General features: G+C 51.8%; 26 protein-coding genes. 8 read left to right on the top strand and 18 right to left on the bottom strand.

Annotation, left to right across the window (positions count from 1 at the left end):
* Positions 1-90: 90 nt before the first annotated feature.
* Entirely contained in the window at positions 91-699 is a 609-nt protein-coding gene (locus M3G15_RS16340; protein ID WP_311202291.1) for a sulfite exporter TauE/SafE family protein, read from the top strand.
* Between the two features lie 60 nt (positions 700-759).
* On the opposite strand, the gene M3G15_RS16335 is transcribed toward M3G15_RS16340, so the two are convergent.
* The 10 genes from M3G15_RS16335 to M3G15_RS16290 form a co-directional block, all read right to left on the bottom strand.
* Positions 760-1308, bottom strand: a complete 549-nt coding sequence (locus M3G15_RS16335) for a CueP family metal-binding protein (RefSeq protein WP_009227051.1) — start codon at positions 1306-1308, stop codon at positions 760-762.
* 72 nt (positions 1309-1380) lie between these two features.
* Positions 1381-2469 carry an AI-2E family transporter gene (locus M3G15_RS16330; protein ID WP_009227052.1) on the bottom strand — a complete coding sequence of 363 codons (1089 nt, stop codon included), beginning with the start codon at positions 2467-2469 and terminating at the stop codon, positions 1381-1383.
* 520 nt (positions 2470-2989) lie between these two features.
* Entirely contained in the window at positions 2990-3187 is a 198-nt protein-coding gene (locus M3G15_RS16325; protein ID WP_083791541.1) for a hypothetical protein, read from the bottom strand.
* Between the two features lie 42 nt (positions 3188-3229).
* Entirely contained in the window at positions 3230-3799 is a 570-nt protein-coding gene (locus M3G15_RS16320; RefSeq protein WP_009227053.1) for a manganese catalase family protein, read from the bottom strand.
* A gap of 52 nt (positions 3800-3851) precedes the next feature.
* Complete coding sequence (locus tag M3G15_RS16315; RefSeq protein ID WP_009227054.1) at positions 3852-4130, bottom strand: spore coat protein CotJB; 279 nt, start codon at positions 4128-4130, stop codon at positions 3852-3854.
* 4 nt (positions 4131-4134) lie between these two features.
* Positions 4135-4353: a spore coat associated protein CotJA gene (locus tag M3G15_RS16310; protein ID WP_009227055.1), complete on the bottom strand. Its 219-nt coding sequence runs from the start codon at positions 4351-4353 to the stop codon at positions 4135-4137.
* 187 nt (positions 4354-4540) lie between these two features.
* Positions 4541-5905 (bottom strand): hemolysin family protein, encoded by a 1365-nt coding sequence (locus tag M3G15_RS16305; protein WP_009227096.1) that lies wholly within the window; start codon positions 5903-5905, stop codon positions 4541-4543.
* A 31-nt stretch (positions 5906-5936) separates the two neighbouring features.
* Complete coding sequence (yfkAB, locus tag M3G15_RS16300) at positions 5937-7076, bottom strand: radical SAM/CxCxxxxC motif protein YfkAB (protein WP_009227095.1); 1140 nt, start codon at positions 7074-7076, stop codon at positions 5937-5939.
* A 164-nt stretch (positions 7077-7240) separates the two neighbouring features.
* The gene (locus M3G15_RS16295; RefSeq protein ID WP_009227094.1) at positions 7241-8068 is read right to left on the bottom strand and encodes an undecaprenyl-diphosphate phosphatase; all 828 of its coding nucleotides are present in this window, start codon (positions 8066-8068) and stop codon (positions 7241-7243) included.
* A 36-nt stretch (positions 8069-8104) separates the two neighbouring features.
* On the bottom strand, positions 8105-9538 hold the full coding sequence (locus tag M3G15_RS16290; RefSeq protein ID WP_009227093.1) for a bifunctional metallophosphatase/5'-nucleotidase: 1434 nt from the start codon (positions 9536-9538) through the stop codon (positions 8105-8107).
* Positions 9539-9674: 136 nt separating this feature from the next.
* Between M3G15_RS16290 and M3G15_RS16285 the strand changes: the two genes are divergently transcribed.
* The 3 genes from M3G15_RS16285 to M3G15_RS16275 all read left to right on the top strand — a co-directional run bounded on the left by M3G15_RS16285 (position 9675) and on the right by M3G15_RS16275 (position 12018).
* Positions 9675-10427 (top strand): molybdenum cofactor biosynthesis protein, encoded by a 753-nt coding sequence (locus M3G15_RS16285; RefSeq protein WP_009227092.1) that lies wholly within the window; start codon positions 9675-9677, stop codon positions 10425-10427.
* Between the two features lie 82 nt (positions 10428-10509).
* Positions 10510-11541, top strand: a complete 1032-nt coding sequence (locus tag M3G15_RS16280) for an HD-GYP domain-containing protein (protein WP_260071501.1) — start codon at positions 10510-10512, stop codon at positions 11539-11541.
* Between the two features lie 138 nt (positions 11542-11679).
* Positions 11680-12018, top strand: a complete 339-nt coding sequence (locus M3G15_RS16275; RefSeq protein WP_009227090.1) for a L,D-transpeptidase — start codon at positions 11680-11682, stop codon at positions 12016-12018.
* Positions 12019-12085: 67 nt separating this feature from the next.
* Here M3G15_RS16275 and sufB read toward each other — a convergent pair whose 3' ends face one another.
* The 6 genes from sufB to M3G15_RS16245 form a co-directional block, all read right to left on the bottom strand.
* Positions 12086-13483, bottom strand: a complete 1398-nt coding sequence (sufB, locus tag M3G15_RS16270; RefSeq protein ID WP_009227089.1) for a Fe-S cluster assembly protein SufB — start codon at positions 13481-13483, stop codon at positions 12086-12088.
* Between the two features lie 22 nt (positions 13484-13505).
* A complete protein-coding gene (sufU, locus tag M3G15_RS16265; protein WP_036646693.1) occupies positions 13506-13928 on the bottom strand; it encodes a Fe-S cluster assembly sulfur transfer protein SufU in 423 nt (140 codons plus the stop codon).
* Positions 13928-15148: a cysteine desulfurase gene (locus M3G15_RS16260; protein ID WP_260071500.1), complete on the bottom strand. Its 1221-nt coding sequence runs from the start codon at positions 15146-15148 to the stop codon at positions 13928-13930. The genes sufU and M3G15_RS16260 overlap by 1 nt, the downstream gene beginning before the upstream one ends.
* The gene (gene sufD / locus M3G15_RS16255) at positions 15145-16446 is read right to left on the bottom strand and encodes a Fe-S cluster assembly protein SufD (RefSeq protein ID WP_260071499.1); all 1302 of its coding nucleotides are present in this window, start codon (positions 16444-16446) and stop codon (positions 15145-15147) included. Before sufD ends, M3G15_RS16260 begins: the two co-directional genes overlap by 4 nt.
* Positions 16447-16465: 19 nt before the next feature.
* Complete coding sequence (sufC, locus tag M3G15_RS16250) at positions 16466-17248, bottom strand: Fe-S cluster assembly ATPase SufC (RefSeq protein ID WP_036646691.1); 783 nt, start codon at positions 17246-17248, stop codon at positions 16466-16468.
* Between the two features lie 279 nt (positions 17249-17527).
* Positions 17528-18001, bottom strand: a complete 474-nt coding sequence (locus tag M3G15_RS16245) for a Dps family protein (protein WP_009227084.1) — start codon at positions 17999-18001, stop codon at positions 17528-17530.
* Positions 18002-18212: 211 nt separating this feature from the next.
* On the opposite strand from M3G15_RS16245, the gene M3G15_RS16240 reads away from it, so the two are divergent.
* On the top strand, positions 18213-18758 hold the full coding sequence (locus M3G15_RS16240; RefSeq protein WP_260071498.1) for a hypothetical protein: 546 nt from the start codon (positions 18213-18215) through the stop codon (positions 18756-18758).
* Between the two features lie 91 nt (positions 18759-18849).
* Here the strand turns inward: M3G15_RS16240 and M3G15_RS16235 are convergent, their stop codons facing one another.
* Positions 18850-19239, bottom strand: a complete 390-nt coding sequence (locus tag M3G15_RS16235; protein ID WP_260071497.1) for a DUF423 domain-containing protein — start codon at positions 19237-19239, stop codon at positions 18850-18852.
* A gap of 173 nt (positions 19240-19412) precedes the next feature.
* Between M3G15_RS16235 and M3G15_RS16230 the strand changes: the two genes are divergently transcribed.
* The 3 genes from M3G15_RS16230 (at position 19413) to M3G15_RS16220 (ending at position 21768) form a co-directional block, all read left to right on the top strand.
* Entirely contained in the window at positions 19413-19823 is a 411-nt protein-coding gene (locus M3G15_RS16230) for a hypothetical protein (RefSeq protein WP_009227081.1), read from the top strand.
* A 193-nt stretch (positions 19824-20016) separates the two neighbouring features.
* Entirely contained in the window at positions 20017-20877 is an 861-nt protein-coding gene (locus tag M3G15_RS16225; protein WP_009227080.1) for a DegV family protein, read from the top strand.
* A 36-nt stretch (positions 20878-20913) separates the two neighbouring features.
* Entirely contained in the window at positions 20914-21768 is an 855-nt protein-coding gene (locus M3G15_RS16220; protein ID WP_009227079.1) for a DegV family protein, read from the top strand.
* A gap of 122 nt (positions 21769-21890) precedes the next feature.
* On the opposite strand, the gene M3G15_RS16215 is transcribed toward M3G15_RS16220, so the two are convergent.
* A complete protein-coding gene (locus M3G15_RS16215; protein WP_260071496.1) occupies positions 21891-22040 on the bottom strand; it encodes a hypothetical protein in 150 nt (49 codons plus the stop codon).
* Between the last annotated feature and the right edge of the window lie 278 nt (positions 22041-22318).

Raw genomic sequence — 22318 nt, 5'->3', positions numbered from 1 at the left:
AGCCAAGGTTGAAAAACCAGGAACAACACCAACAAAATTCGGTAAGCTAACGTAAAAGGACCAGTAGCAAAATTCTCCTCGAACGCCGCGATAACCTTTCTCCGGTTCGATCAGCCATTACCGGGAAGGGAATATGAAGCTGCGGCCCGGGGGGGCGTCGGCTTAACCGTTGCAGCGGGAGCGTGGATCAGCTCGGGCTGGTCATCCCTGATCCCCGAAGAGCAGCTGGGATATTTGACCTCCGGGATGCTGTTCGCTTCCGGATTCGCCCTGTGGTTTCGAATGGCCTATGTCTCCCGGCGGCCGAAGACGCCCGAGATCATGGACGCCTCATCCGGCAAAGGCTGGCGCTTTGGGGTGAATGCACCGCTCGTTGGCTTCATTACCGGCGCTTTATCGGGGCTGTTCGGAATCGGGTCGACCCCCTTTATCCAACTGGGGCTGATGCTGCTCCTTGGAATGTCCATGCGATACGCCGCCGGAACAACCATGCTGGTCATTATGCCAATTGCCCTCGCCGGAGGGGCCGGTTACATTACCATCGGGTACCTGGATGTACAATTGCTCGCCACCGTTGTCATCGGCACGATGACCGGCGCGTATATTGGAGCCAAGCTCACGAAGCGCGTGCCTGCGGCTTGGCTAAAAACGTGCATGGTGCTCACCCCGATGCTGGGCGGCGCAATCCTCTTGTTCTAATTATCGATCCAAAAAAAAGGACCCTTCTGATGAGGGTCCGTCATTTTTATACGTTTAGCACTAGCTGAGCTGCAACGAAGTAATGCAGGTTTGATCTCCATCAAATGTGGAGATTTCCGACTCGGCGGTTTTACCGTCATGACTGACTTGAATCCGGTAGGTTTGATTGCGAGGCAGCCACAAGTCGATAAATCCGTTCGCCTGGGACGTCATCTTTTGGTCCAACACGGTATTCCCATTCGCATCGGTGACGTTGACTTGAAACTCTTGCTCCGTCATCTCGCCGCGGCATCCGGTCAAGCTATGAATCTCGCAAGGATGTGTCTGATTCTCGTAAGGCGCGATCGAGACGAAAAATTCGTCCTTCGGCAGTTCATACGTCTTCGAGTCCGCCGTATCCCCGTCCACGATCAAATGGCTGGACGTAATCGAAGCAGACTTAGCGGTGAGTTTACCCACGCTGTAGTCATGAACCATCTGCTTGATGCTCTGAGCGTCTAGAGCTTTTGATTCCGTTTGCTTATCGGCTTGTCCCGTGATAAGAAAATAACTTCCCAACGCGGCAACCACAATGAACCCGGCCGCCGCCAAGATGGTATTGCGTTTCATTATCGGCACCCTTTCGCTACCTAGTATTCGATTGCTTGTTCCTTTCTGAACAATCCAATTATAGCATAATCCTCACAATGTTTCCCATTGCGACCGGAGGAACAGCTTGTAAATCCGCTTCCAGGCAATTTTTAACAGCATATACACCGGGATGACGATCAGCATCCCAATGATGCCAAACCAATTGCCGCTTCCCAAAACGAGCAAAATGGTCGTCACCGGATGGATGTCCAGCTTTTTTCCGAACACGTAGGGTGAGATCACATTATCCTGAATCTGCTGCGCCAACAAAATGATGACCAACGCCCAAATGCCGGTAGACGGAGACTCGATGAGCCCGATAATGACAATGGGAATGGCGGAGATAATCGCCCCAAACAAAGGGATGAAATTCATAATAACCGCAATCGTCGTCAACAACAGCGCATACGGCAGTCCGATGATCAGGAAGCCGATAAACATCAGTACGCCCAACGCTGCGTTTACGATCACCCGGCCGATAATATAATCGTTCAGCGCCTTGTCCATTTCAATGGTAGCGCGATACACTTCTTTCCGATAACGGATGGGCGAGAGCTTGACCAGGCTGCGTTTGAAGCGATGCCCTTCCTTGAGCATGTAGTAGAGCAGGATCGGGAACGTAAACATCACGATCGCGAACTGGGACAAGAAAGAGAAGAAACCGCTCAAGTAATTCGTCAAGAAGGAGATTCCCTGGCTTAAATATTCCGAGAAATTGTCGGCTAATCCGGAATCGGAAGGAAAAATGGACGCAAGGAAAGGCAATTCTCCCCATTCCTTTAGTCGCTCTTCAAGCAAGCTTATAAATTGGGGGATGTTTTGCACTAAATTGATCAGTTGGGCTTGCAACATCGGCCAGACCACCGCGATAAAGGCCATGGCCAAGATCGCCATAACGACATAGAGGATAAGGATCGCCAAGGACCGACGAATCTTATGCTTTTCCATGTACTGGACCACAGGGCGGAGCAAATAGTAAAAGAAACCGGACAGCAGGAGCGGAATCAAAAGGGCCCCGATGACGGCCTCCATTGGGCGAAAAAACGGCCTCACTAAGGAGAACACATACACGATGGCCAGCAGAATCAAAACAAATTTCGCTCCGCGCGTCCATCTCTCCAGCAAATTCATTCTCATCATCACCTCACTTTGTATAATTCGTCGAATAAAAAAGATCTCTATTCTATATTATTGGTTTTCAGATCAAAAATAAAATTCAGCGGGTTTCCCCCAGCTTATCGAGGTATGGAGTCCGTTGCGTTGCTGTTTAGCGGTAAAAAAAGGCCTTATTTCTCACACTCGCTTCCAAATCAAATGTGGAAATTGATTCAAGGTCAAAAAAGTTAAAAACCTAGAGTGGACTTATTATGCTTGGAATGCTTAAAATATCTATAGCCCTGCTGTGGGCCAAAAAACCAGCAATATGTATTTGATGAGAAATAGACATAAACTTCGAAACTTATTTTTAATACTCGGGGTTCTATTTACACTGAATTCTGTATTACTTCTTTATGGATATCTTCAAACGATGCAAGGAGTAACAGACATTAGCTAGAAGAAGAATCATAGACCCTGAAAGAATGCGATAACGTAAAAACAGGAGAGAAGCGGAAAATCGCCGTTTCTCTCCTGTTACCTCGTACCCTACTGACTCCTTAACTCAACCCGCCTGCTGGCCTGCTGCATCAATTCTTGCCTGCGAGGCGTTCGAGCAATTCTTGCAGACTTTCAGCTGTTGCCCTGCACTTGTGTTTATGACATACAGCAGCTTGATTCGCGTGCTTCCGCACACTGGACACGTTCCACGACCGCGCGAAGGTAAGTTCCAAAGCGATTTTCCACGTTTATTTTTGGCCATGATCAGATCCCCTTCAACGATAAAATAAGTTCATTTCAAAAATTAGAAGAATTTCTTATGCTCCCGATCCTCTTTCAGAATTTCTACCGCTTCACGGAACCGCAAGCTGTGCACGATTTCGCGTTCGCGCAGGAACTTCAGGCTGTCCTGGATATCCACGTCGTCGGTCATGTCGATGAGCCACTGATATGTAGCCCGCGCCTTCTCCTCGGCTGCGATGTCCTCGTACAGGTCGGCGATCGGATCGCCTTTCGCCTGGATGTACGTCGCCGTAAAAGGCACCCCGCCTGCGTTCTCGTAAAAGAGCGCCTTGTCGTGGTTCACATAATACGGATCCATCCCGGCCGCCTTCAGCATCTCCGGCGTCGCGTCTTTGGTCAGCTTGTAGACCATCGTGGCGATCATTTCAAGATGGGCGAATTCCTCCGTCCCAATGTCGTTCAGGAGCCCGATCACCTTGTCGGGAATCGTATATCTCTGATTCAGATAACGCAGCGCTGCTGCCAGCTCCCCATCAGCGCCGCCGTACTGCTCGATCAGCAGTTTCGCCATCCGCGGATCGCATTTGCTGACGCGTACCGGGTATTGCAGCTTTTTCTCATACACCCACATAATTCCTGTTTAACCTCCTTTAGCTTCCCGTCACGGATGGAAGGCAGGAAAGCTAAACCTGCCACGGCCAAGGGCTTTTCGACCATTCCCACGGGAATTTCGAATACGCGCGCCCGAAGTTTTGCAGCGGGCCATACAACTGTTGAAAATGATTTGCGTGCTGCGTCCGCTCCTGGGTCAGCTGATTAAATTGCTGGATCGCGGCAAGATCATCCGGATGCGTATCCAGATACAAATTCAGCTCTACCAGCGCGAAGTCCAGCGCCTGCAGCTTCTCAAGCTTCTCGTAAAACTCCTGATCGAACGGTTGGTTGTTGGGATTTGTCGACATGGGATCACCGTCCTTTTCCCCATTTGGATTCATAAGGGCTGTACAAAGCCGGCCATAACGTACCGTGTCTCAGGGCGTCCATCGGGCTAAACTGCGGCAAATTCGGAGGTTGAAAGTGGATAAACAGCTGCGGAGGGGTGCTGTAGGTTTTTTGCGTGATCGGCGGACACGGATCGAATGGGCCAATATACGGGGTCCACACACGTTCTTGAGGATGGTTCAAAGAAACTTCCTCCTTACTTCAAGCATTGGTCATGCAGGCAAGCCACCAAATTTTCCCTGCATCCTACCTATAACATATGACAATCGCCCAAATAATGAACCAGAAGAGACGTATTTTTACAAAAAAATAAACGCCGCCCCTGAATCCCAGGGACAGCGTTATGCAGCCGGATGAAGCTTGTCCGGCTTTATTCCTCTTCGATTTCCTCTTCCGGCTCTTCGACAACGAGGCGGATGACTTTCACGCGCGTGATGCGCAATCGGCTGGCTTCCTCAACCTCGAATAAGAAGCGGTCAACCTGTTTTCTTTTGCCTTTGGCCGGGGTGCCTTCCAACTCCTTAAACAACCAGCCACCGATGGAGTCCACTTCCTCGTCTTCAATGTCGCTGCCGACCAGTTCATTGACTTCTTCGATCAACAAGCGGCCGTCCACCGAATAGACATCATCCGTTATTTTCTCGATATCCGGACGTTCATCCTCGAACTCGTCATGGAGATCGCCAACGATCTCCTCGAGAATTTCTTCCGCGGTCAGCAGTCCGGCCGTTCCGCCGTATTCATCGACGACAAGCGTTACTTGAGAATGCTTCTTCTGCATCAAGCGAAGCACCTGGCTGATTTCCATCGACTCCGGCACGTTCAGGATCGGGCGAACCATCTCCTCCAAACGAAGCGGCTTCTCCGAATCGGGCAGCAGCAGGTCGGTAATATGTACGAACCCGATGATCTGATCCTTATCCTCGACGGCAACCGGATAGCGGGAGTGCTTCGTGTTGGCTACGATTTTCATATTATCTTCCCAGCTCAAATTCGTGTACAAGCAATCCATATCCGTCCGCGGCAGCATGACCTCACGGGCCAGCATGTCGGAGAAGTCGAAAATATTGTCCACCAGCTTCATTTCATCTTTATCGATGACGCCGCTTTTGGCGCTTTGATCCATGAGAATGCGAATTTCTTCCTCGGAATGCGCCGCCTCGCTCTCACTGGCCGGTTCAATTCCAATCAGCCGGAGCGCGCCGTTTGCCGCTGTATTCAAGAGCCAGATCACGGGAAGGAATAAGCGATAAAACATCAACAACGGCCAAGACAGCCATAAGGACGCCGCTTCCGACTTTTGGATCGCCAGCGATTTTGGAGCCAGCTCCCCCATCACAATATGTAAAAACGTAATGATCGCAAAACCGACCGCCACCGAGACCGTGGAGATCAGAGTGGGATCGGTTGCGCCCATTTTATGCATCAGCGGTTCAATTAAAAGCTCGGACACCGCAGGTTCTCCGACCCACCCGAGCCCCAGCGATGCCAGCGTGATGCCAAGCTGTGTCGCCGACAAGTAGGTGTCGAGCCGCTTATTGACCTTCAGTGCGTAATTCGCCCGGCGGTTGCCCTCCCGGGCCAGTTGAGTCAGCCGGGATTGGCGAACCTTCACGAGCGAAAATTCGGCAGCCACAAAGAATCCGTTTAAGAAGACGAGAATTAGGACGATCAGTAAGTTCCATATCAGCTTGCCGATTTCAAAATTGGTATGAGCATCGAGGGCTACCGGCATGTCATACGCCTCTTTTCTAGTTTAGTTCTACTTATAGAGCAGCCGCTTTACGCGATTTAAAATCCGTATCTTGATAATACATGTCCGCAACCAAGAGATTCGGGCCGCAGCAACCAGCCGCATCGCAGTGGCAGTTGACCTTCTGGTTTAATGGATGCTCCGTCAGCCAGCGGCTGAAGATCTCGTCCAGCTTCCCTTCCCGCACATTGCCAAAGGCCGGGATGGCAGCAAAATCCGTTACAAAGACATCCCCGGTGAACATATTCACATTTACGCGGTTACGTCCATCCGGATCATTGCGAACGGTCACGTTAGGCTCTTTCCGCAGCCTGCGCAGCAGCTGCAAGTCTTCTTCATTCCCGTTACAAGCAAAGAAAGGCAGCGTTCCGAACAGCATCCATACGTCCGGATCCCGAGCGTCCAGCAGCGAGTGGATCGCCGCTCGCATATCGCTTAACGCCAGCACAGGCAACCCTTCGGCAAAATCGGCCGCATACATCGGATGGACCTCATGTCTTTTGCAGCCCATTTCTACGATCATGCGATGAATCTCCGGCAGTTTGCGGTGCGTCCGATAGTTAATCATCGACTCGGCAGACACGAACATGCCCGCTTCGCTGAGTTTGCGTGTGTTCTCAATCATCGTCTCGTACATTTTATAAGCGACCTCCGGCTTGACCGGGTGTCCGCTGCGAGCGAATCCGATCTCATGGAAATCGCGTTCGCTTGTATAGTTAAACGAGATGTGCATCACATCCAAATAAGGAAGCAGCTTCTCGTAACGTTCATAGTCTAATGTCAGATTGGAATTGATTTGCGAACGAATCCCGCGCTCCTTGGCGTATTTCAGCAGCGGGATAATTTTCTCCTCCACGGTTTGGCGCCGAAATGTCGGCTCGCCGCCCGTGATACTAATCGTCTGCAAATGTTCAACTTCATCCAGCGCCTTCAGAATCAGCGGCAGCGGAAGCTGCTCGGGTTCCTTCAGCACGAGACTGTCGCCAACCGCGCAGTGCTCGCAACGCATATTGCATAAATTCGTTACCGTCAGCTCGACGCTGGTTAAGGCATGACGACCAAACTCCCGCAGGGACAAAATCGGGTCCCATGGATCATAACTCGGGCTGATCGGCCGAATGCCTTCATTTATCGTTATCGTCTGTTTTCTCATTATCCACTACCACCATTTCTATTCCGTCCGCTCCCGCAATCCGGATGGAGTGCGAAAGCGGACATATCTACTGTCGTAAGATGACGTTTCTCCCGTCCTCATTATAAATCTTTTTCCTGGATTTCATTCCAGCTTGAAATACTGCCCGCCCTTGAAGTGTTGTATTAACGCATAATAAAGATCCAGAACAAGGCGGCCAAAACAAACCGATAATAAGCAAAATGGCGAAGCTGCACCTTTTGGATGAGCTTTAAGAACGCCAGTACGACCACATAGGCCACAACAAAAGCAACCACAAAACCGATCAAGAAATACCCGATCGTTTCGGACGTCAAATAGCGGTACGAATCCAGCATTTCGTAAGCGGACACCGCACACATGATCGGGATGGCGATAAGGAACGAGAAGTCGGCAGCCGCTTTGTAGCTGGCACCGCTCAGCATCCCGCCGGCGATCGTCGAGCCGGACCGGGAGAAGCCGGGCCAGAGCACGGAGATACACTGATACAACCCGATCAGAAGCGCTTGTTTATAGGTCAGCTGATCCATTTCTTGCGCAGTAACCTCCGCTTTGTTCTTATTAAACCATTCGGCGAAGATCATGAATAGGCCGCCAACGACAAGCGCCCACAATACCGTCTGCGAGCTGAACAGGCCTTTGATAAAATCGCGGAAGAAAAATCCGACAGCCAGCGCCGGCACAATCCCCAGCAGAATATGGATTAAATTAAGACGGCCCTTCGGGGCGTTCAGGTCAACGACCGTTATTTTTTTGCTTAAGCCAAGCAGATTTAAGATCCGTTCCCGGTAAACCCAGGCCATGGCAAGGATCGCCCCAAGCTGAATGACGATTTCAAAGGTCTTCATCTCCGGCGACTGATCATCGTATCCCATCAGCTTGGCAGTTAATATCATGTGTCCCGTCGACGAGACCGGAATAAACTCGGTTAAACCTTCCACAATGGCTAAAATAATCGAGACAATAAGACTCATTCGTTCCTCCTGATCGAGTGTGACTTCGTGCTATAGTTATTCTACTTTTTTCCACCGGGATTGAAAACAGGTATCCACTGCGCCGGCCGTCTGCAGTTCAAAGCGGAGCAGATCGCGCAAAAATTCAGGGAGCATATAACGCTTCTCCGTCCCCCGCTTTAATCGTTCATAACCGACGCCAAAGGTGAACATATCCAGCGTGCCTACGAGATACGTCTGGTCGCTCCGCAACGGCTTGCCCGCAACGCTTGCCCGGATGATCCGCTCGAAAGGGGGAGCGTCAGGGTTGTATTCAATCTCCAATCCGTCAACGCAAATGCCGCCAAGCACCTTTCCCCGAAAGCCAAATCCCATAATGAATTTACCCCTCTTCTCCTCAAGCAGCGATTCCTCCAGACTTGCCAAAATATCTTCCCCAGACAGCCGCATCGTACAAGGGTTAATCGGCGAAGGGCAACGTTCATGCAGCATTCCTTCGCTGATCTCTCCAGCCGGCAGGCTAGCGAGCAACTGACCGCTGTTCACCAGAGAAAATTCGCTGTTGGTATGACGGCGCACCGCTTGAGCCAGCAGATTGCCAAACGGAGATTCTGCCTCGTAGGACACCGGCAGCTCGCGATCCGTCACCGCAACCGTGCGATTCAACCGGAGCTTTGCTGCTTCTCTCTGCAAGGCGATGGCCGTCTCCACCTGCTCCAGCTTCGGCCCTTCCCGGACAGGCAGGCAAACCCCGTCCATCGATAACCGTCCGGTTACGGCCTCCCGGAGAACAACAACCTTCCCTAAGTAGTTGCCGAACTTCCCTGCAGCCGTAACCATCGTTGATCCGATGCGCAGCGGCTCCTCCAGCAAATGATGGGTATGCCCGCCGATGATCAGGTCGATGCCCGGTACCGTCTCGGCCAGCTGCTGATCCATCGGCAGGCCTAAATGGGACATCACAATGACCAGATCCACCTCATCGCGCAGCTGACTTACATCCCTGGCGATCGTTTCCAGCGGATTCAGGGATTCCAAGCCCAGCAGCTCATAGAACTCAGCAAACGCAGCCGTCGCAGCCACCAGCCCAATCTTAAACCCCTGCTTGTGCACGACCAGACGGCTCTGCATCCACGCTGGGGGCCGTCCCGTCCGCATCTCTACGATATTTCCGCAAACGACGGAGCTGTGCAGGCCGGCGTAGGCCTGGCCCAACATTTCCGGCGTAAAGGTCAGCCCTTCATTATTGCCGATCGTTACCGCATCGTATCCCGTTAGGTTCAGCACGTCCACATTGGCCTGTCCTAAGGTGCCTTCGGTTTCGATCGCCGCCCGGTCCATATGGTCGCCGATATCGAGAAGGAGCGTAGAAGCCGGCGCCTCGGCACGCAACTCATCAATCATCGCCGCGATGCGCCCCATCGTTTCAAAATGGCTGTGAATATCGTTGGTGTAGAGTATCGTTAACGTTTCCTGGTTCGTCTCCGGCATAAGCACTACCTCCTTGCCCTCTCAATCTATTCGGCTTATTCTAAATTTTAGAGTTCAATGTGTATTATATACCTTAAAATTGATCGTTGTCTTGTTATAATGTATATTACTTACAAACTATTCCGAGGAGACTCCTATGAATATTCAAATTGCTCTTTTTGCCGGGTTGGCGGACCGGATCGGTACGTCAACCTTAAGCTTTGCATACCCTTATCCAGAACGTCCAATTACAGCAGCCTCGTTAAAGGAAGCGTTAGCTGAGGCTTATCCCTCAGCAGCTGCGCTGATTTCCGCCTCCTTCGTTGCGGTAAATCAGGAGTACGCTGCAGGCGATACGCCCATCCATGCGGAGGACGAGATCGCACTGATCCCGCCGGTATCCGGCGGAGAATGGAGTTCGAACGATGCTTCGGATCCGGCGGACGATCAACTGTACATCATCACGGAAGAACCGCTGTCCGTGGAGGAGATCACGGCTAAGGTTATCACCCCCGACCATGGCGCCGTTCTAACGTTCACCGGGACTACCCGGGAATGGACGCAAGGTCAACGGACCGTCCATCTCGAATACGAAGCCTATGTGCCGATGGCCTTAGCCAAGCTGCGCCAAATCGGCGCCGAGATCACGGAGCGCTGGCCAGGAACCCGCTGTGCGATTAGCCACCGGATCGGTCGCGTGGATATCGCGGAAATCAGTGTCGTCATCGCCGTATCGGCACCTCACCGGGCCGGATGCTACGAGGCCAGCCGCTACGCGATTGAACGTCTTAAGCAGATTGTCCCGATCTGGAAAAAGGAAATCTGGGAAGACGGTTCGGAGTGGAAGGGCCATGGACTTGGTCCGTGGGACCCTCGTGTACCGGGAGAACACCTCCTTTCGGGTGATTGACAAACCTAACAATTTCGTTGTCAACCCATTTGTTTCCTGATATGATTAAGAAAAACAGGAAGATTACGAGGTGTCATCGTCTTTGAAAGTACATATTATGGAGCTCAGTCCAGGCGACCGTCTCCAACATGACGTATTTAATCATTTCGGCGTTTTTGTTTTGCAGAAAGGCTGTGAATTGAGCAGCGATTCCATCGTTAAGCTAATGCAGCATGGGATCGACTACGTAGATATCGAACCGCAAACCTTAGACGCCGAATTCCCTTCGGATCCTGCCTTCCGGGCCAAGCCATATATGGATGAAGCCGTTGACGGTTTCGAGGAACTGTTCCTGAAAGCGCTAACGAACGGGACGATCGACGAAGCGAAAGTGGACAAGCTGTTAGAGCCGATGATCTCAGAACTGGATAACCAGAAGGACGTCGTCTCTTTATTGCTGATGATTGGTGACGGTGACAATTATACTTACCATCATTCCATGCAAGTCGGCATGCTCAGTTATTATATCGCCTCCTGGTTAGGGTATCCTAAGGAAGAAGCCTACAAGGCTGGGAAAGCCGGCTACTTGATCGATATCGGCAAGAGCAAGGTCCCACAGAGCATTTTATCCAAGCCCGGCAAGCTGACGCCGGAGGAATTCGAAGAAGTGAAGTGTCATTCCGAATACGGTCATGACATTATTCTCAATTCTACCGGAGACGAGCTTTCGGCCTTGGTGGCGCTGCAGCATCACGAACGGGAGGACGGCAGCGGTTATCCGCATGGCTTAACAAGCAAGGATATCCATCCGTTCGCCAAGATCGCCGCGGTTGCAGACGTGTATGCGGCGATGACCTCCAACCGGGTCTACCGCTCGAAGCAGGAGCTGCTGTCCGTGCTGCGCGAGTTAAACAGCCTTAGCTTCGGCCAGTTGAGCCCGGAGCCAACGCAAGCATTGATCCGTCATCTGTTGCCGAACTTCATCGGCAAGAAAGTGATGCTGAGCACCGGCGAGATCGGTTCTATCGTCATGACGAATCAAACGGACTTCTTCCGTCCGCTGGTCAAGACGGATTCCCGATTTGTCGACCTGTCCAAAGAACGCGAAACCTCAATCGCAGAAGTATATCTCTAATACGGAATTCTCCCGGGCCTGCACAGGACCCGGGTTTTATTTTGCCTTAAGCCTTGGCGATCGGCTCTTACGCATTCGCCCAACCAACTTATGCCTACCCGTCATACACTAGCAAAAAACAACGGGAGGCGCGCCTACATGCCCAATTACCGCATCATCGTGGATATATCGGATCGCATGCTGTACCTGCTGGATAACAACAACGTCGTACGTGGGTTTCCGGTTGGGATCGGAACCATGCTCACGCAAACCCCTGTAGGGTCGTATACCATCGTCAACAAAGCCCCCAATCCCGGCGGGCCGTTTGGCGCCTATTGGATGGGCTTGTCCAAGCCCCATTACGGGATCCACGGCACTGATGATCCTTCCTCCATCGGCAAAGAGGTTTCACACGGGTGTATCCGAATGTATAACCCGGACGTCATCGAGCTAGCCCGGATCGTGCCGATCGGAACCAGCGTAACGATCCGCCAGTAGAGCCCAACCACGCAAAAAAAAGGAGAAGTCCCGCTCAGGGGCTTCTCCTTTCGTTTGGCCTAAACTTTTAACCGATCGAGCCTTCCATCTCAAATTTGATCAAGCGGTTCATCTCTACCGCATATTCCATCGGCAGCTCTTTCGTGAACGGCTCGATAAAGCCCATAACGATCATTTGCGTTGCTTCTTCTTCGGTCAGACCGCGGCTCATCAGATAGAAGAGCTGCTCCTCCGACACCTTCGATACGGTCGCCTCATGCTCCAGCGTGATGTTGTCGTTCATGATCTCGTTGTATGGGATCGTATCCGACGTCGACTCGTTATCGAGAATCAGCGTATCGCATTTGATGTTCGATTTCGCGCCTTCCGCTTGACGGCCGAAGGAAGCGAGACCGCGGTAAGTAACCTTACCGCCATGTTTGGAAATCGACTTCGACACGATCGTCGACGTTGTATCCGGCGCCAGGTGGATCATTTTCGCACCGGCATCCTGAAGCTGACCTTTGCCGGCAACGGCGATGGACAGCACGCTGCCTTTCGCGCCGCGGCCTTTCAAGATAACGGCTGGGTACTTCATCGTCAACTTCGAGCCGATATTGCCGTCAACCCATTCCATCGTTGCGTTCTCTTCGGCTACCGCACGTTTCGTAACCAGGTTATAGATGTTTGGTGCCCAGTTCTGGATCGTCGTGTAGCGAACGCGAGCGTCCTTCTTCACGATGATTTCCACGACCGCGCTATGCAGCGAGTTCGTGCTGTAAATCGGCGCCGTGCAGCCTTCGGTGTAATGCACAAAGCTGCCTTCGTCGGCGATGATCAGCGTACGTTCAAATTGTCCCATGTTCTCCGAGTTGATCCGGAAATAAGCCTGCAGCGGCACTTCGCATTTCACGCCTTTTGGCACGTAAATGAAGCTTCCCCCGGACCATACGGCGCTGTTCAGAGCCGCAAACTTGTTGTCCGCAGCAGGAACTACCGTACCGAAGTACTCTTTGAACAGTTCCGGATACTCACGCAATGCGGAATCCGTATCCATGAAGATAACCCCTTGATCTTCCAGGTCCTTCTGAATGCTATGGTATACGACCTCCGACTCGTATTGCGCGGAGACGCCGGCCAGGAACTTCTGCTCGGCCTCTGGAATCCCCAGCTTATCAAACGTTTCTTTGATTTCTGCCGGGACTTCTTCCCACGTCTTACCTTGTTTCTCAGATGGTTTCACGTAGTATTGAATATCGTTAAAATCGAGCTCGCTCAAATCTCCGCCCCAACGCGGCAACGGCATTTTCTCGAACTGCTCAAGCGATTTGAGGCGGAAATTAAGCATCCACTCCGGCTCGCCTTTAATACGGGAGATTTCCGTTACGATTTCACGGGTCAAGCCTTTACCGGATTGAAAGATCGCCTTGTGTTCATCCCGGAAACCGTATTTATACTCTTCTAATTCCGGTGCTTTTTTGGCCATGTTCGGCTACCTCCTCAGGGGATTAGATTTCCGCTTGGATTCCTTTTTTCAGCGCATTCCAAGCTAACGTAGCGCATTTGATGCGGGCAGGAAATTTTCTAACGCCGGATAAGGCCTCAAGATCTTCATAGTCGTCAAACTCCACCGTTTCTCCCATCATCAGCCGGGAGAACCGTCCAGCTAGCTCCATCGCGTCCTCGATCGTCCGTCCTTTGACGGCCTCCGTCATCATCGAAGCCGACGACATGCTGATGGAGCAGCCTTCCCCGGTAAAGCGGGCGTCCTTGACGACGTCTCCTTCCACAATCAACTGCAAGGAAATGCGGTCGCCGCAGGTCGGATTGTTCAAATCGACCGTCAGCGCGCCTTCCTCAAACTTCCCGCGGTTCCGCGGATTTTTATAATGATCCATTATGACACGGCGGTATAAATCGTCTAGTTGCATCACCCAAAATACTCCTTTGTTTGGATTAAAGCTTCCGCCAGTCGGTCGATATCCTGTTCCGTATTGTATAAATACAGGCTTGCTCTAGCCGTTGCGCTTGCTTCAAGCCAACGCATCAGCGGCTGGCAGCAGTGGTGACCCGCCCGGATGGCGATCCCGGAAGCATCAAGCACGGTCGCAACATCATGCGGGTGAATGTCCTGCAGATTGAAGGTGATTAGCCCTACTTCACGCTCGCGCGGTCCGTAGAGGGTGAGTCCTTCGATCTCCGACAGGCGGTTCATCGCATAAGTGGCAAGCTTGGACTCGTGCCGGTGAATTTCCTCAAGCCCGATGCCTTCAAGGAAATCGATGGCTGCCGCCAACCCAACCGCACCCGCGATAATTGGCGTCCCGCCTTCAAATTTCCACGGAAGCTCCTTCCAGCTTGATTCATACAATCCGACATCGTCGATCATTTCTCCGCCGTATTCGATCGGCTCCATGGCTTCCAGCAGATGCTTCTTTCCATAGAGTACCCCAATTCCAGTTGGTGCGCACATTTTGTGGCCGGAAAAAGCATAAAAATCAGCATCCAGCTCCTGTACGTTAACCTTCATGTGCGGGGTGCTCTGCGCGCCGTCAACAACCATAACCGCCCCGTTGCGATGAGCAATCGCCGCGAGCTCCTTGACGGGATTAACAACGCCCAGGACGTTGGATACGTAGGCGGTCGCCACGATCTTCGTCTTGGGAGTAATCGTCTTCTCCGCATCCGCCAAATCGATATGACCGTCCGGCTGCAGCGGGATATATTTCAATACAGCTTTCTTCTTCAACGCCAATTGCTGCCAAGGAATCAAATTGCTATGATGCTCCATCGGAGTAATGACGATTTCGTCGCCTTCACCGACATTCGCCGCTCCGTAAGAGGATGCAACCAAATTCAGCGACGTCGTTGTGCCCCGGGTAAAAATAATCTCTTCCCGGCGCGCAGCCCCGATAAATCGGGCTACCTTCTCGCGGGCGTTCTCGTAAGCATCGGTCGCCCGGCTGCCCAGCGTGTGGACGCCGCGATGCACGTTCGCATTATCCCATTCGTAATAATGCTTTAATGCTTCGATCACGACGGCCGGCTTCTGCGAGGAAGCCGCGCTGTCGAGATAAACGAGCAGATGCCCGTTTATCTCTTGCTGCAGAATCGGGAATTGCTTCTTGAGCTCTTCAGCATGGATACTCATTGTCCCAGCTTCCTTTCCACCAGACCTTGCAGTTGCTTCTGCAACGGTTCCAGCGGGATATCCGAAACCACCGGCGCCAAGAAGCCGTAGATCACCAAGCGTTCCGCCTCTGCACGGGTAATCCCGCGGGACATCAAGTAGTAAATTTGTTCCGGGTTCACCTGCCCAACGGAAGCGGCGTGTCCTGCGGAAACGTCATCTTCGTCAATCAGCAGAATCGGGTTGGCATCACCGCGGGCTTTCGGGCTCAGCATGAGCACTTTCTCGGTTTGCTGGCCGTCCGCTTTCGTGGCACCTTTCTCAATTTTCGTGATCCCGTTAATAATCGCCGTAGCTTCTTCCCGCATCACCGCGCGGGTAATCATTTGGCTGTTCGAGCTCTTCCCGTAATGTACGGCCTTCGTCGTATAGTTCAAACGTTGTTTCCCCGAACCAACGGTGATGACCTTCGCATCAGAGTTCGAGCCGTTCCCTTTCAAGATCGACAGCGTTTCGCTTGCCGAATCGCCATTGTTCATCTCGCCGATGATCCATTCGATGCTGCCGTCATTCTCAACAACGGCGCGGCGATATGTCACATCCGTCGCTTGCTCGGCCAAATGGTGCACCGTAGCGAATTGGACTTTGGCGCCCGGCTTCACGATTACTTCGGCTGCACCGTTATGCACGATGCTTCCATTCAGATTCACAGAAATATAGTTATCCACGTAGGTGACTTGGCTGTTCGTGTCCGCCACGATCAGGACGTGAGGCGTGAACGCAGAACCTGCATCATCCAACAGGAAAATCGTTTGCAGCGGCGTATCAATCACCACGTTCTTCGGAACGTACAGGAAAACCCCGCCATTCCACAACGCGGCATGCAAAGCTGCCAGCCGATTCTCGTCCGGCTTGATCACGCTGTGCAGGTGCGCCTTCACCAGATCCCCATGCTCCCGCACGGCGGTCTCCAAATCGGTGAAGATCACCCCTTGGCTCGCCAGCTCCGGTGCCAACTTAGTAAATACGGTATCTGCATTCCGTTGAACAAGCAAATTGCTCTGCTCAGTCAAGTCCACCAACGATTGGATGCTGTCAGGCAACTGCTGCGGATTTTCAACCCGAGCTTCAGCAAGCGTTCCAAAGTTGCTCAAATCCCAGCGGTCAATCCGCGTCTTCTCCAATTGAGGCAGTTCCAGTTCCGCCGCCAGCTGCAGCGCCTTCGTCCGGCTGTCCGTCAGCCAGTCCGGTTCGCCGCGCTTCGCGGACAGTTGTTTCAATTGCTCCGCTTCTACCGGAAGTACGGTTTGTGTCGTCATTCTCTACTCCTCCTTCCGTTTAGGCTTCTTGACCAACTGTTTCGTCCACGATACCCAGCTCTTCCTTGACCCAATCGTAACCTTCCGCTTCCAGGCGCTCGGCAAGCTCAGGACCGCCGGATTTCACGATGCGGCCTTGCATCATCACGTGAACGTAGTCCGGTTTGATATAGTTTAACAGACGTTGGTAGTGGGTAATAATCAAGAAGCCGCGGTCTTCGCTGCGCATGGAGTTTACACCATTCGCCACGATCCGCAAAGCGTCGATGTCAAGACCGGAGTCGATTTCGTCCAGAATGACGATCTTCGGATCCAGCAGCAGCATTTGCAAAATTTCGTTCCGCTTCTTCTCCCCGCCGGAGAAGCCTTCGTTCAAATAACGGTGCGCAAACTCTGGATTCATCTCCAGCACTTTCATTTGCTCTTCCATTTGACGAATGAATTTGATCAGGGAGATTTCGTTCCCTTCGCCGCGGCGGGCATTAATGGCACTGCGCAGGAAGTCTGCATTCGTTACGCCAGCGATTTCGCTAGGATATTGCATCGCCAGGAACATACCGGCGCGGGCGCGTTCGTCAACGGCCATCTCCAACACGTCTTCCCCGTTCAGCGTCACTTTACCATCCGTAACTTCATACTTCGGATGACCCATCAGCGCAGAAGCCAGCGTACTTTTCCCGGTTCCGTTTGGTCCCATGATGGCGTGGATTTCCCCGCCTTTTATCTCAAGGTTAATCCCTTTCAGGATCTCCTTCTCCTCGATTGTTGCTTTCAAACCCTCAACTACAAAATGCGTTGCCATGTAACTGCTCCTTCCATTCACGAAAATTAACGTTATTTGCTTAGGGCCGCCGCCCTTGTTCTTGCCATTATATCATAACAATTATCACATTAGAATAATTCTAAGTGATTCTCACTGATTCTCACTTCATTCTAACCTACTTTATTGGCATAAGCAACGTATGGCGGCGGATGTTCACCGTTATGCAATATCGTTGTCACAGAATGCAAAAGGACCCGGCCCGCGTTTGCGGCCAAGCCCTCTTGGAATGCGTGCTGTCTTCGACTCCGGTAAGAGCTATCAATCCAAATACGCCCGGAGCATCCACATGTGTTTTTCCCATTTGCCAAGATAACCGGTTAACAAATCGCTGGTGACGTTATCCTCCACCTGATCCGCGAGACCAATCCCTTCGTTGTACGCCTCCGTTAAGGTCGCCAGGTCCTCAAGCACATGCTGAACCATCGCCTGCGGCTCCTCCTTCCCGGTTGCCTCCTGAATGGTGGCCAGGTCCAGATACTCTTCCAGCGATGCTGCCGGGTTCCACTTCAGCGCCAGCATTCGCTCGGCAATGGCATCCATTTGTTCAGTAACTTCATTATACAACTCCTCAAATTTGGCGTGCAGCCGAAAGAAATTTGTCCCTTTCACATACCAATGATAGTTGTGCAGCTTCACATAAAGCACGTTCAGGTTGGCAACTTGTTCGTTCAGCAGTTGCTCCAGGCTGGATTTCTTCGTATTCTTTGCTGGTTTGGCTTCCGATTTGGCCATCCTTATCCCCTGCTTTCTTCAATAAAATGTTGTCATTATCTTACCCTGATTCAGGCGGGGTGAAACAAAAGATCCATAGATGTATAGATTTGTGTAAATTTCTTGATGTTTGGGCTATGATTGTTGTCATAGTGGTGCTATTATTATTGAGGATTTTCAACAGAAAAAGATGACCTTTCTCTGCCTAACTTGAAATCACTGTGGGGGAATTATGGAAAATCAAACCGGTCAACATCATAATCAAGAAGAAGTGGGCTATTTATTTAACGTCGAAATTCTAGTCAAAGGGACAACGAACCCGCTGGCTCTGCAAGCGCTGTTGAAGCTGCTGAACGACAGCCCTGACATTATAGATTACCGCATCAACTCCGGAATCGAGCTGGGACGAATTATTGAATCTACCTTAGCTTCCCGCACGCAGTCCCGCATCGAAACCGCCCAAGCCGTCAAGGCTAAGAATAACGGCAAAGAAACGTCTAAACAACCCGCTGTGGTGGAGAAGAAGAAAAGCGAGCCGGCTTCGAGCAACTTCAAGGAGCTGGCGACAAGCGATGAATTCCAAGCCTGGATTCAAAACTATATTACAGGCAATAAGCTTGTCCGTTTGTACGTCAATCGTAACGGTAAGCGGACGAGTATGCCGTGCCGAATCTTAAATTTCCTTCCGGAAACCTACGCGGTGAGCGTATACCACGTCGACGAGAAGCAGGTATACACGCTAAAACTGAGCGAGATCATCGACTTTTTGGATACGTAAATCATTTCATTATAAAAGCAGCAAAAAGGGCTGGCGGTTCCTGCAGATGCAGGTTGCGCCAGCCCTTTTAGGGCTTGAATCTCCTTAAGCTTTATGCTCCAGCCCGAGGTGCCGCCTTCCAGGCTTCCAGTGCGAGCAGCAGCCAGCCTGCTAGAAATGATACGCCGCCAAGCGGTGTCACCGGACCAAGCCATCGTAAGTCCAAGGTGGCAAGGCCATATAAGCTGCCTGAAAATAAGATCACGCCGATCAGGAATAACCGTCCGCTCCACAGCAGCCGCTTGGAATCCCCCCACTTCGCGGCAAATAACGCGGTCAGCAGCATGGCGATGCCATGAATCATTTGATAATGGACTCCGGTCTCAAAGGTGCCGATTGCTGCATCCCCGATCCGCTCTTTCAAAATATGGGCGCCAAACGCACCAAACGCCACGGAGAGAAGCATGACAATCGCTCCGATCCCCGCATATTTTCGCTGCACTATCGATTTCGCCCCTTTCTGATCATGTCCCATAGCCTTCGTGTCCATCATACCGCAGGGTTTAGCCTGATTTCCACCACCGTTTCAACCAAAAATATCCTTGCAATTTTCAGGAGGATATTTGAAGATGGTCTTGAATAGGTTTACATTACTGTCTATAAAGGAGTTTTGGGATGGATTATCGTCAATCGGAGCAAGATCCTGTATCACCCTATTTTGCCCCCCACGAGCCAACAAACCGGATGAAATTCTCCGGCCCCGGCATCGCCTCCTTCGTACTCAGCTTACTTGCCGTAATTGGCTATATCGCTGCGCTGGCACTGATTATTTCTACAGCGATGGATCTCGTGGACCAGCCTGCGGAGGTCATCGCCGAAGACCTGATGCAGCGAAGCGGGACCGTGCTTGGCGTTCTGCTGTTCCTGATTTCCGGCTTATTGGACTTGATTGGATTGATTCTGGGCATCGTAGGCTTGGCGATCCGTAATCGGAGGAAAGTGTTTGCGATATTAGGCACGATTTTTTCGGTCTTGCCGTTCGTTCTCTTCATCTTGCTAATCGTGCTTGGAAGCCTCACGGCCTAGGATAACGCGGTACCATGTAAGCTTTCCCTCGAATCGGCGGCGTCCATCGCGGACAGCTGCCGAAAGCCCTAAACCCCGCGGGTCTTTGGTCGGTCTTGGGGCTTTTCCTTGTCTTGTTCTTTTTGATAGAATGTATGAAAGTTCATCTTTTACATTACATGTGATTTGCATCAACTACCCAAGGAGACTGCTTATGTCTAAAGTGAAAATTTTTGCGGATAGTACCTCGGATCTGCCAGCCGGTTGGATCGAACGGTATGACATCGGCCTGGTTCCACTTTACGTCGTATTCGGCAATGAAACGTTCCGGGACGGCATCGACATTACCCCGCTCGATATCTATCGCCGAGTGGAGGCCGAGGGACAATTGCCTAAGACAACAGCACCGTCCCCGAAAGATTTTATGAGCGCCTTTGGCCCTTACATCGATCAAGGAATGGACATCGTGTATATCAGCTTGTCGTCCAAGCTGTCGTCCACCTATCAGAACGCGCTAATCGCAGCAGCGGAATTTCCCGAGGGCCGGATTCACATTGTGGATTCCTTGACCCTGTGCAGCGGAATCGGAATGCTCGTCATGAAGGCCGTGCGCCTAGCCGAGAAAGGATGGGGAGCCGCAGAAATCGCTGGACAAGTTGCCGCCTTACGCCCCCAAGTGGTGACGCAGTTTGTCATTGATACGCTGGAATATTTGTACAAAGGCGGTCGCTGCTCCGGCATGCAAAATTTTATCGGCAGCCTGCTGCAAATTCGGCCGGTACTGAAGCTGGTGGACGGGAACATCATCCCGGCTTACAAAGTACGGGGCCGCAAGGAGAAAGCCGTGCAGCTCATGCTTGATCATGCCCTGGCCGACAAGGATCACATGGACGAGGATCTGATCCTGGTCGCGCATACGCTCGCGGAGGAGGAGGCGCATCGGTTGGCCGTGATTTTGCGGGAGCAGACCGGTGTACGAGAAGTCGCCGTTGCGGAAGCCGGCTGCGTGATTTCGAGCCACTGCGGCCCCCATACCGTCGCGATTATGTATACAAGAAAATCGGCGGCTTCATAAGTCCCATAGATAACCATGACGTTTAGGAGGATTTATATGGGTTCCATTAAAATTTTTGCTGACAGCACTTGTGATCTCCCCGCTGAATGGATTGCGCAGTACGACATCGGCATTGTGCCTCTGTATGTTACGTTTTCGGAACAAACCTACAAGGACGGGATCGATCTGACGGTGCCCGAGCTCTACCGGAAAGTCGATGAGACGGGCAAGCTGCCTAAGACGGCGGCACCGTCACCGGCGGATTTTATCGAAGCGTTTCGTCCCCATATTGAGGAAGGCCGGAGAATTCTCTATATCAGCTTGTCCTCAGAGCTGTCCTCAACTTATCAGAATGCGCTGATTGCCGCAGACGAATTTGCCGAAGGGATGGTGACGGTGTTCGATTCCCTGAATTTATCGACCGGCATCGGTCTGCAGGTGATGAAAGCCGTTAACGCCGCTGCAGAAGGCAAGAGCGTTGAGGAAATCGTTGCCCTGCTGACGGCCGTTCGTCCGCAGGTCGAGACCGAATTTGTCATCGATTCGCTGGATTATCTGTATAAGGGCGGCCGCTGCTCCGGTATGCAGAACATCGTTGGCAGCCTGCTGAAAATCCGGCCCGTCATCAAGGTCGAGAACGGAAAAATGACTCCGGCTTACAAAATCCGCGGCAGCCGGGAAAAAGCGCTGGATCAGCTGTTAAACAATGCGCTTAGCCATCTATCCGAGATGGATAAAGATCTTATCTTCGTGACGCACTCTTTGGCAGATGAGGACGCGAAGGTGCTGAAGGAAGCGTTAGAGGCCAAAACGAACGCCCGCCAGGTTGCGGTGTCCAACGCCGGCTGCGTCATCTCCAGCCACTGCGGCGCCAAAACGATCGGCATTTTATACACGAAGAAGCTCGCCTAGCGGAATATTAAAAAAGGGATGGCCAGAGGGATTCAGTCCTTCTGGCCTTCCCTTTTTGCGTGTGCCCGACAGCAGCTCCCGCAGCAGCTGAAGGTCCCGGGTCAAGGCAACAATCATGTCCTTCAGCTGCGTTTGAGCTCCAGCGCCTTCTCCTGTTCCCCCCTACTCAGGCAGCGTGCGAGCAGCTCCGTTAGTTCCTTGGCCTCCTCCAGCACCGCTTCATGAATTAATGCATGGCTGTCCACGTTTCTTAAAGAGGATCCCGATCTCATGCCTACTCCTCCTTTTGGGGTTGATTTTTATTAGGGTTCACTGTGCATTTCCAATTTATTCCGACCTTGGGGCATAAGAAAAACGTCTATCGACGTACATTCAAAGTAGACAGACCGCGTTTAGCGGAAGTTTTTCTTGCGATATCAGGATGCCAATCCCCGTAGTTTATACTTTCTGATATCTTAAAAAAAACGTCTATCGACGTACATTCAAAGTAGACAGACCGCGTTTAGCGGAAGTTTTTCTTGCGATATCAGGATGCCAATGCCCCGTAGTT

The organism is Paenibacillus sp. p3-SID1389, assembly GCF_025151705.1.
In the GTDB taxonomy this organism is placed as follows: domain Bacteria; phylum Bacillota; class Bacilli; order Paenibacillales; family Paenibacillaceae; genus Fontibacillus; species Fontibacillus phoenicis.
Note: the sequence above shows the minus strand (reverse complement) of the source record. Positions and strands in the feature narration are given on the sequence as shown.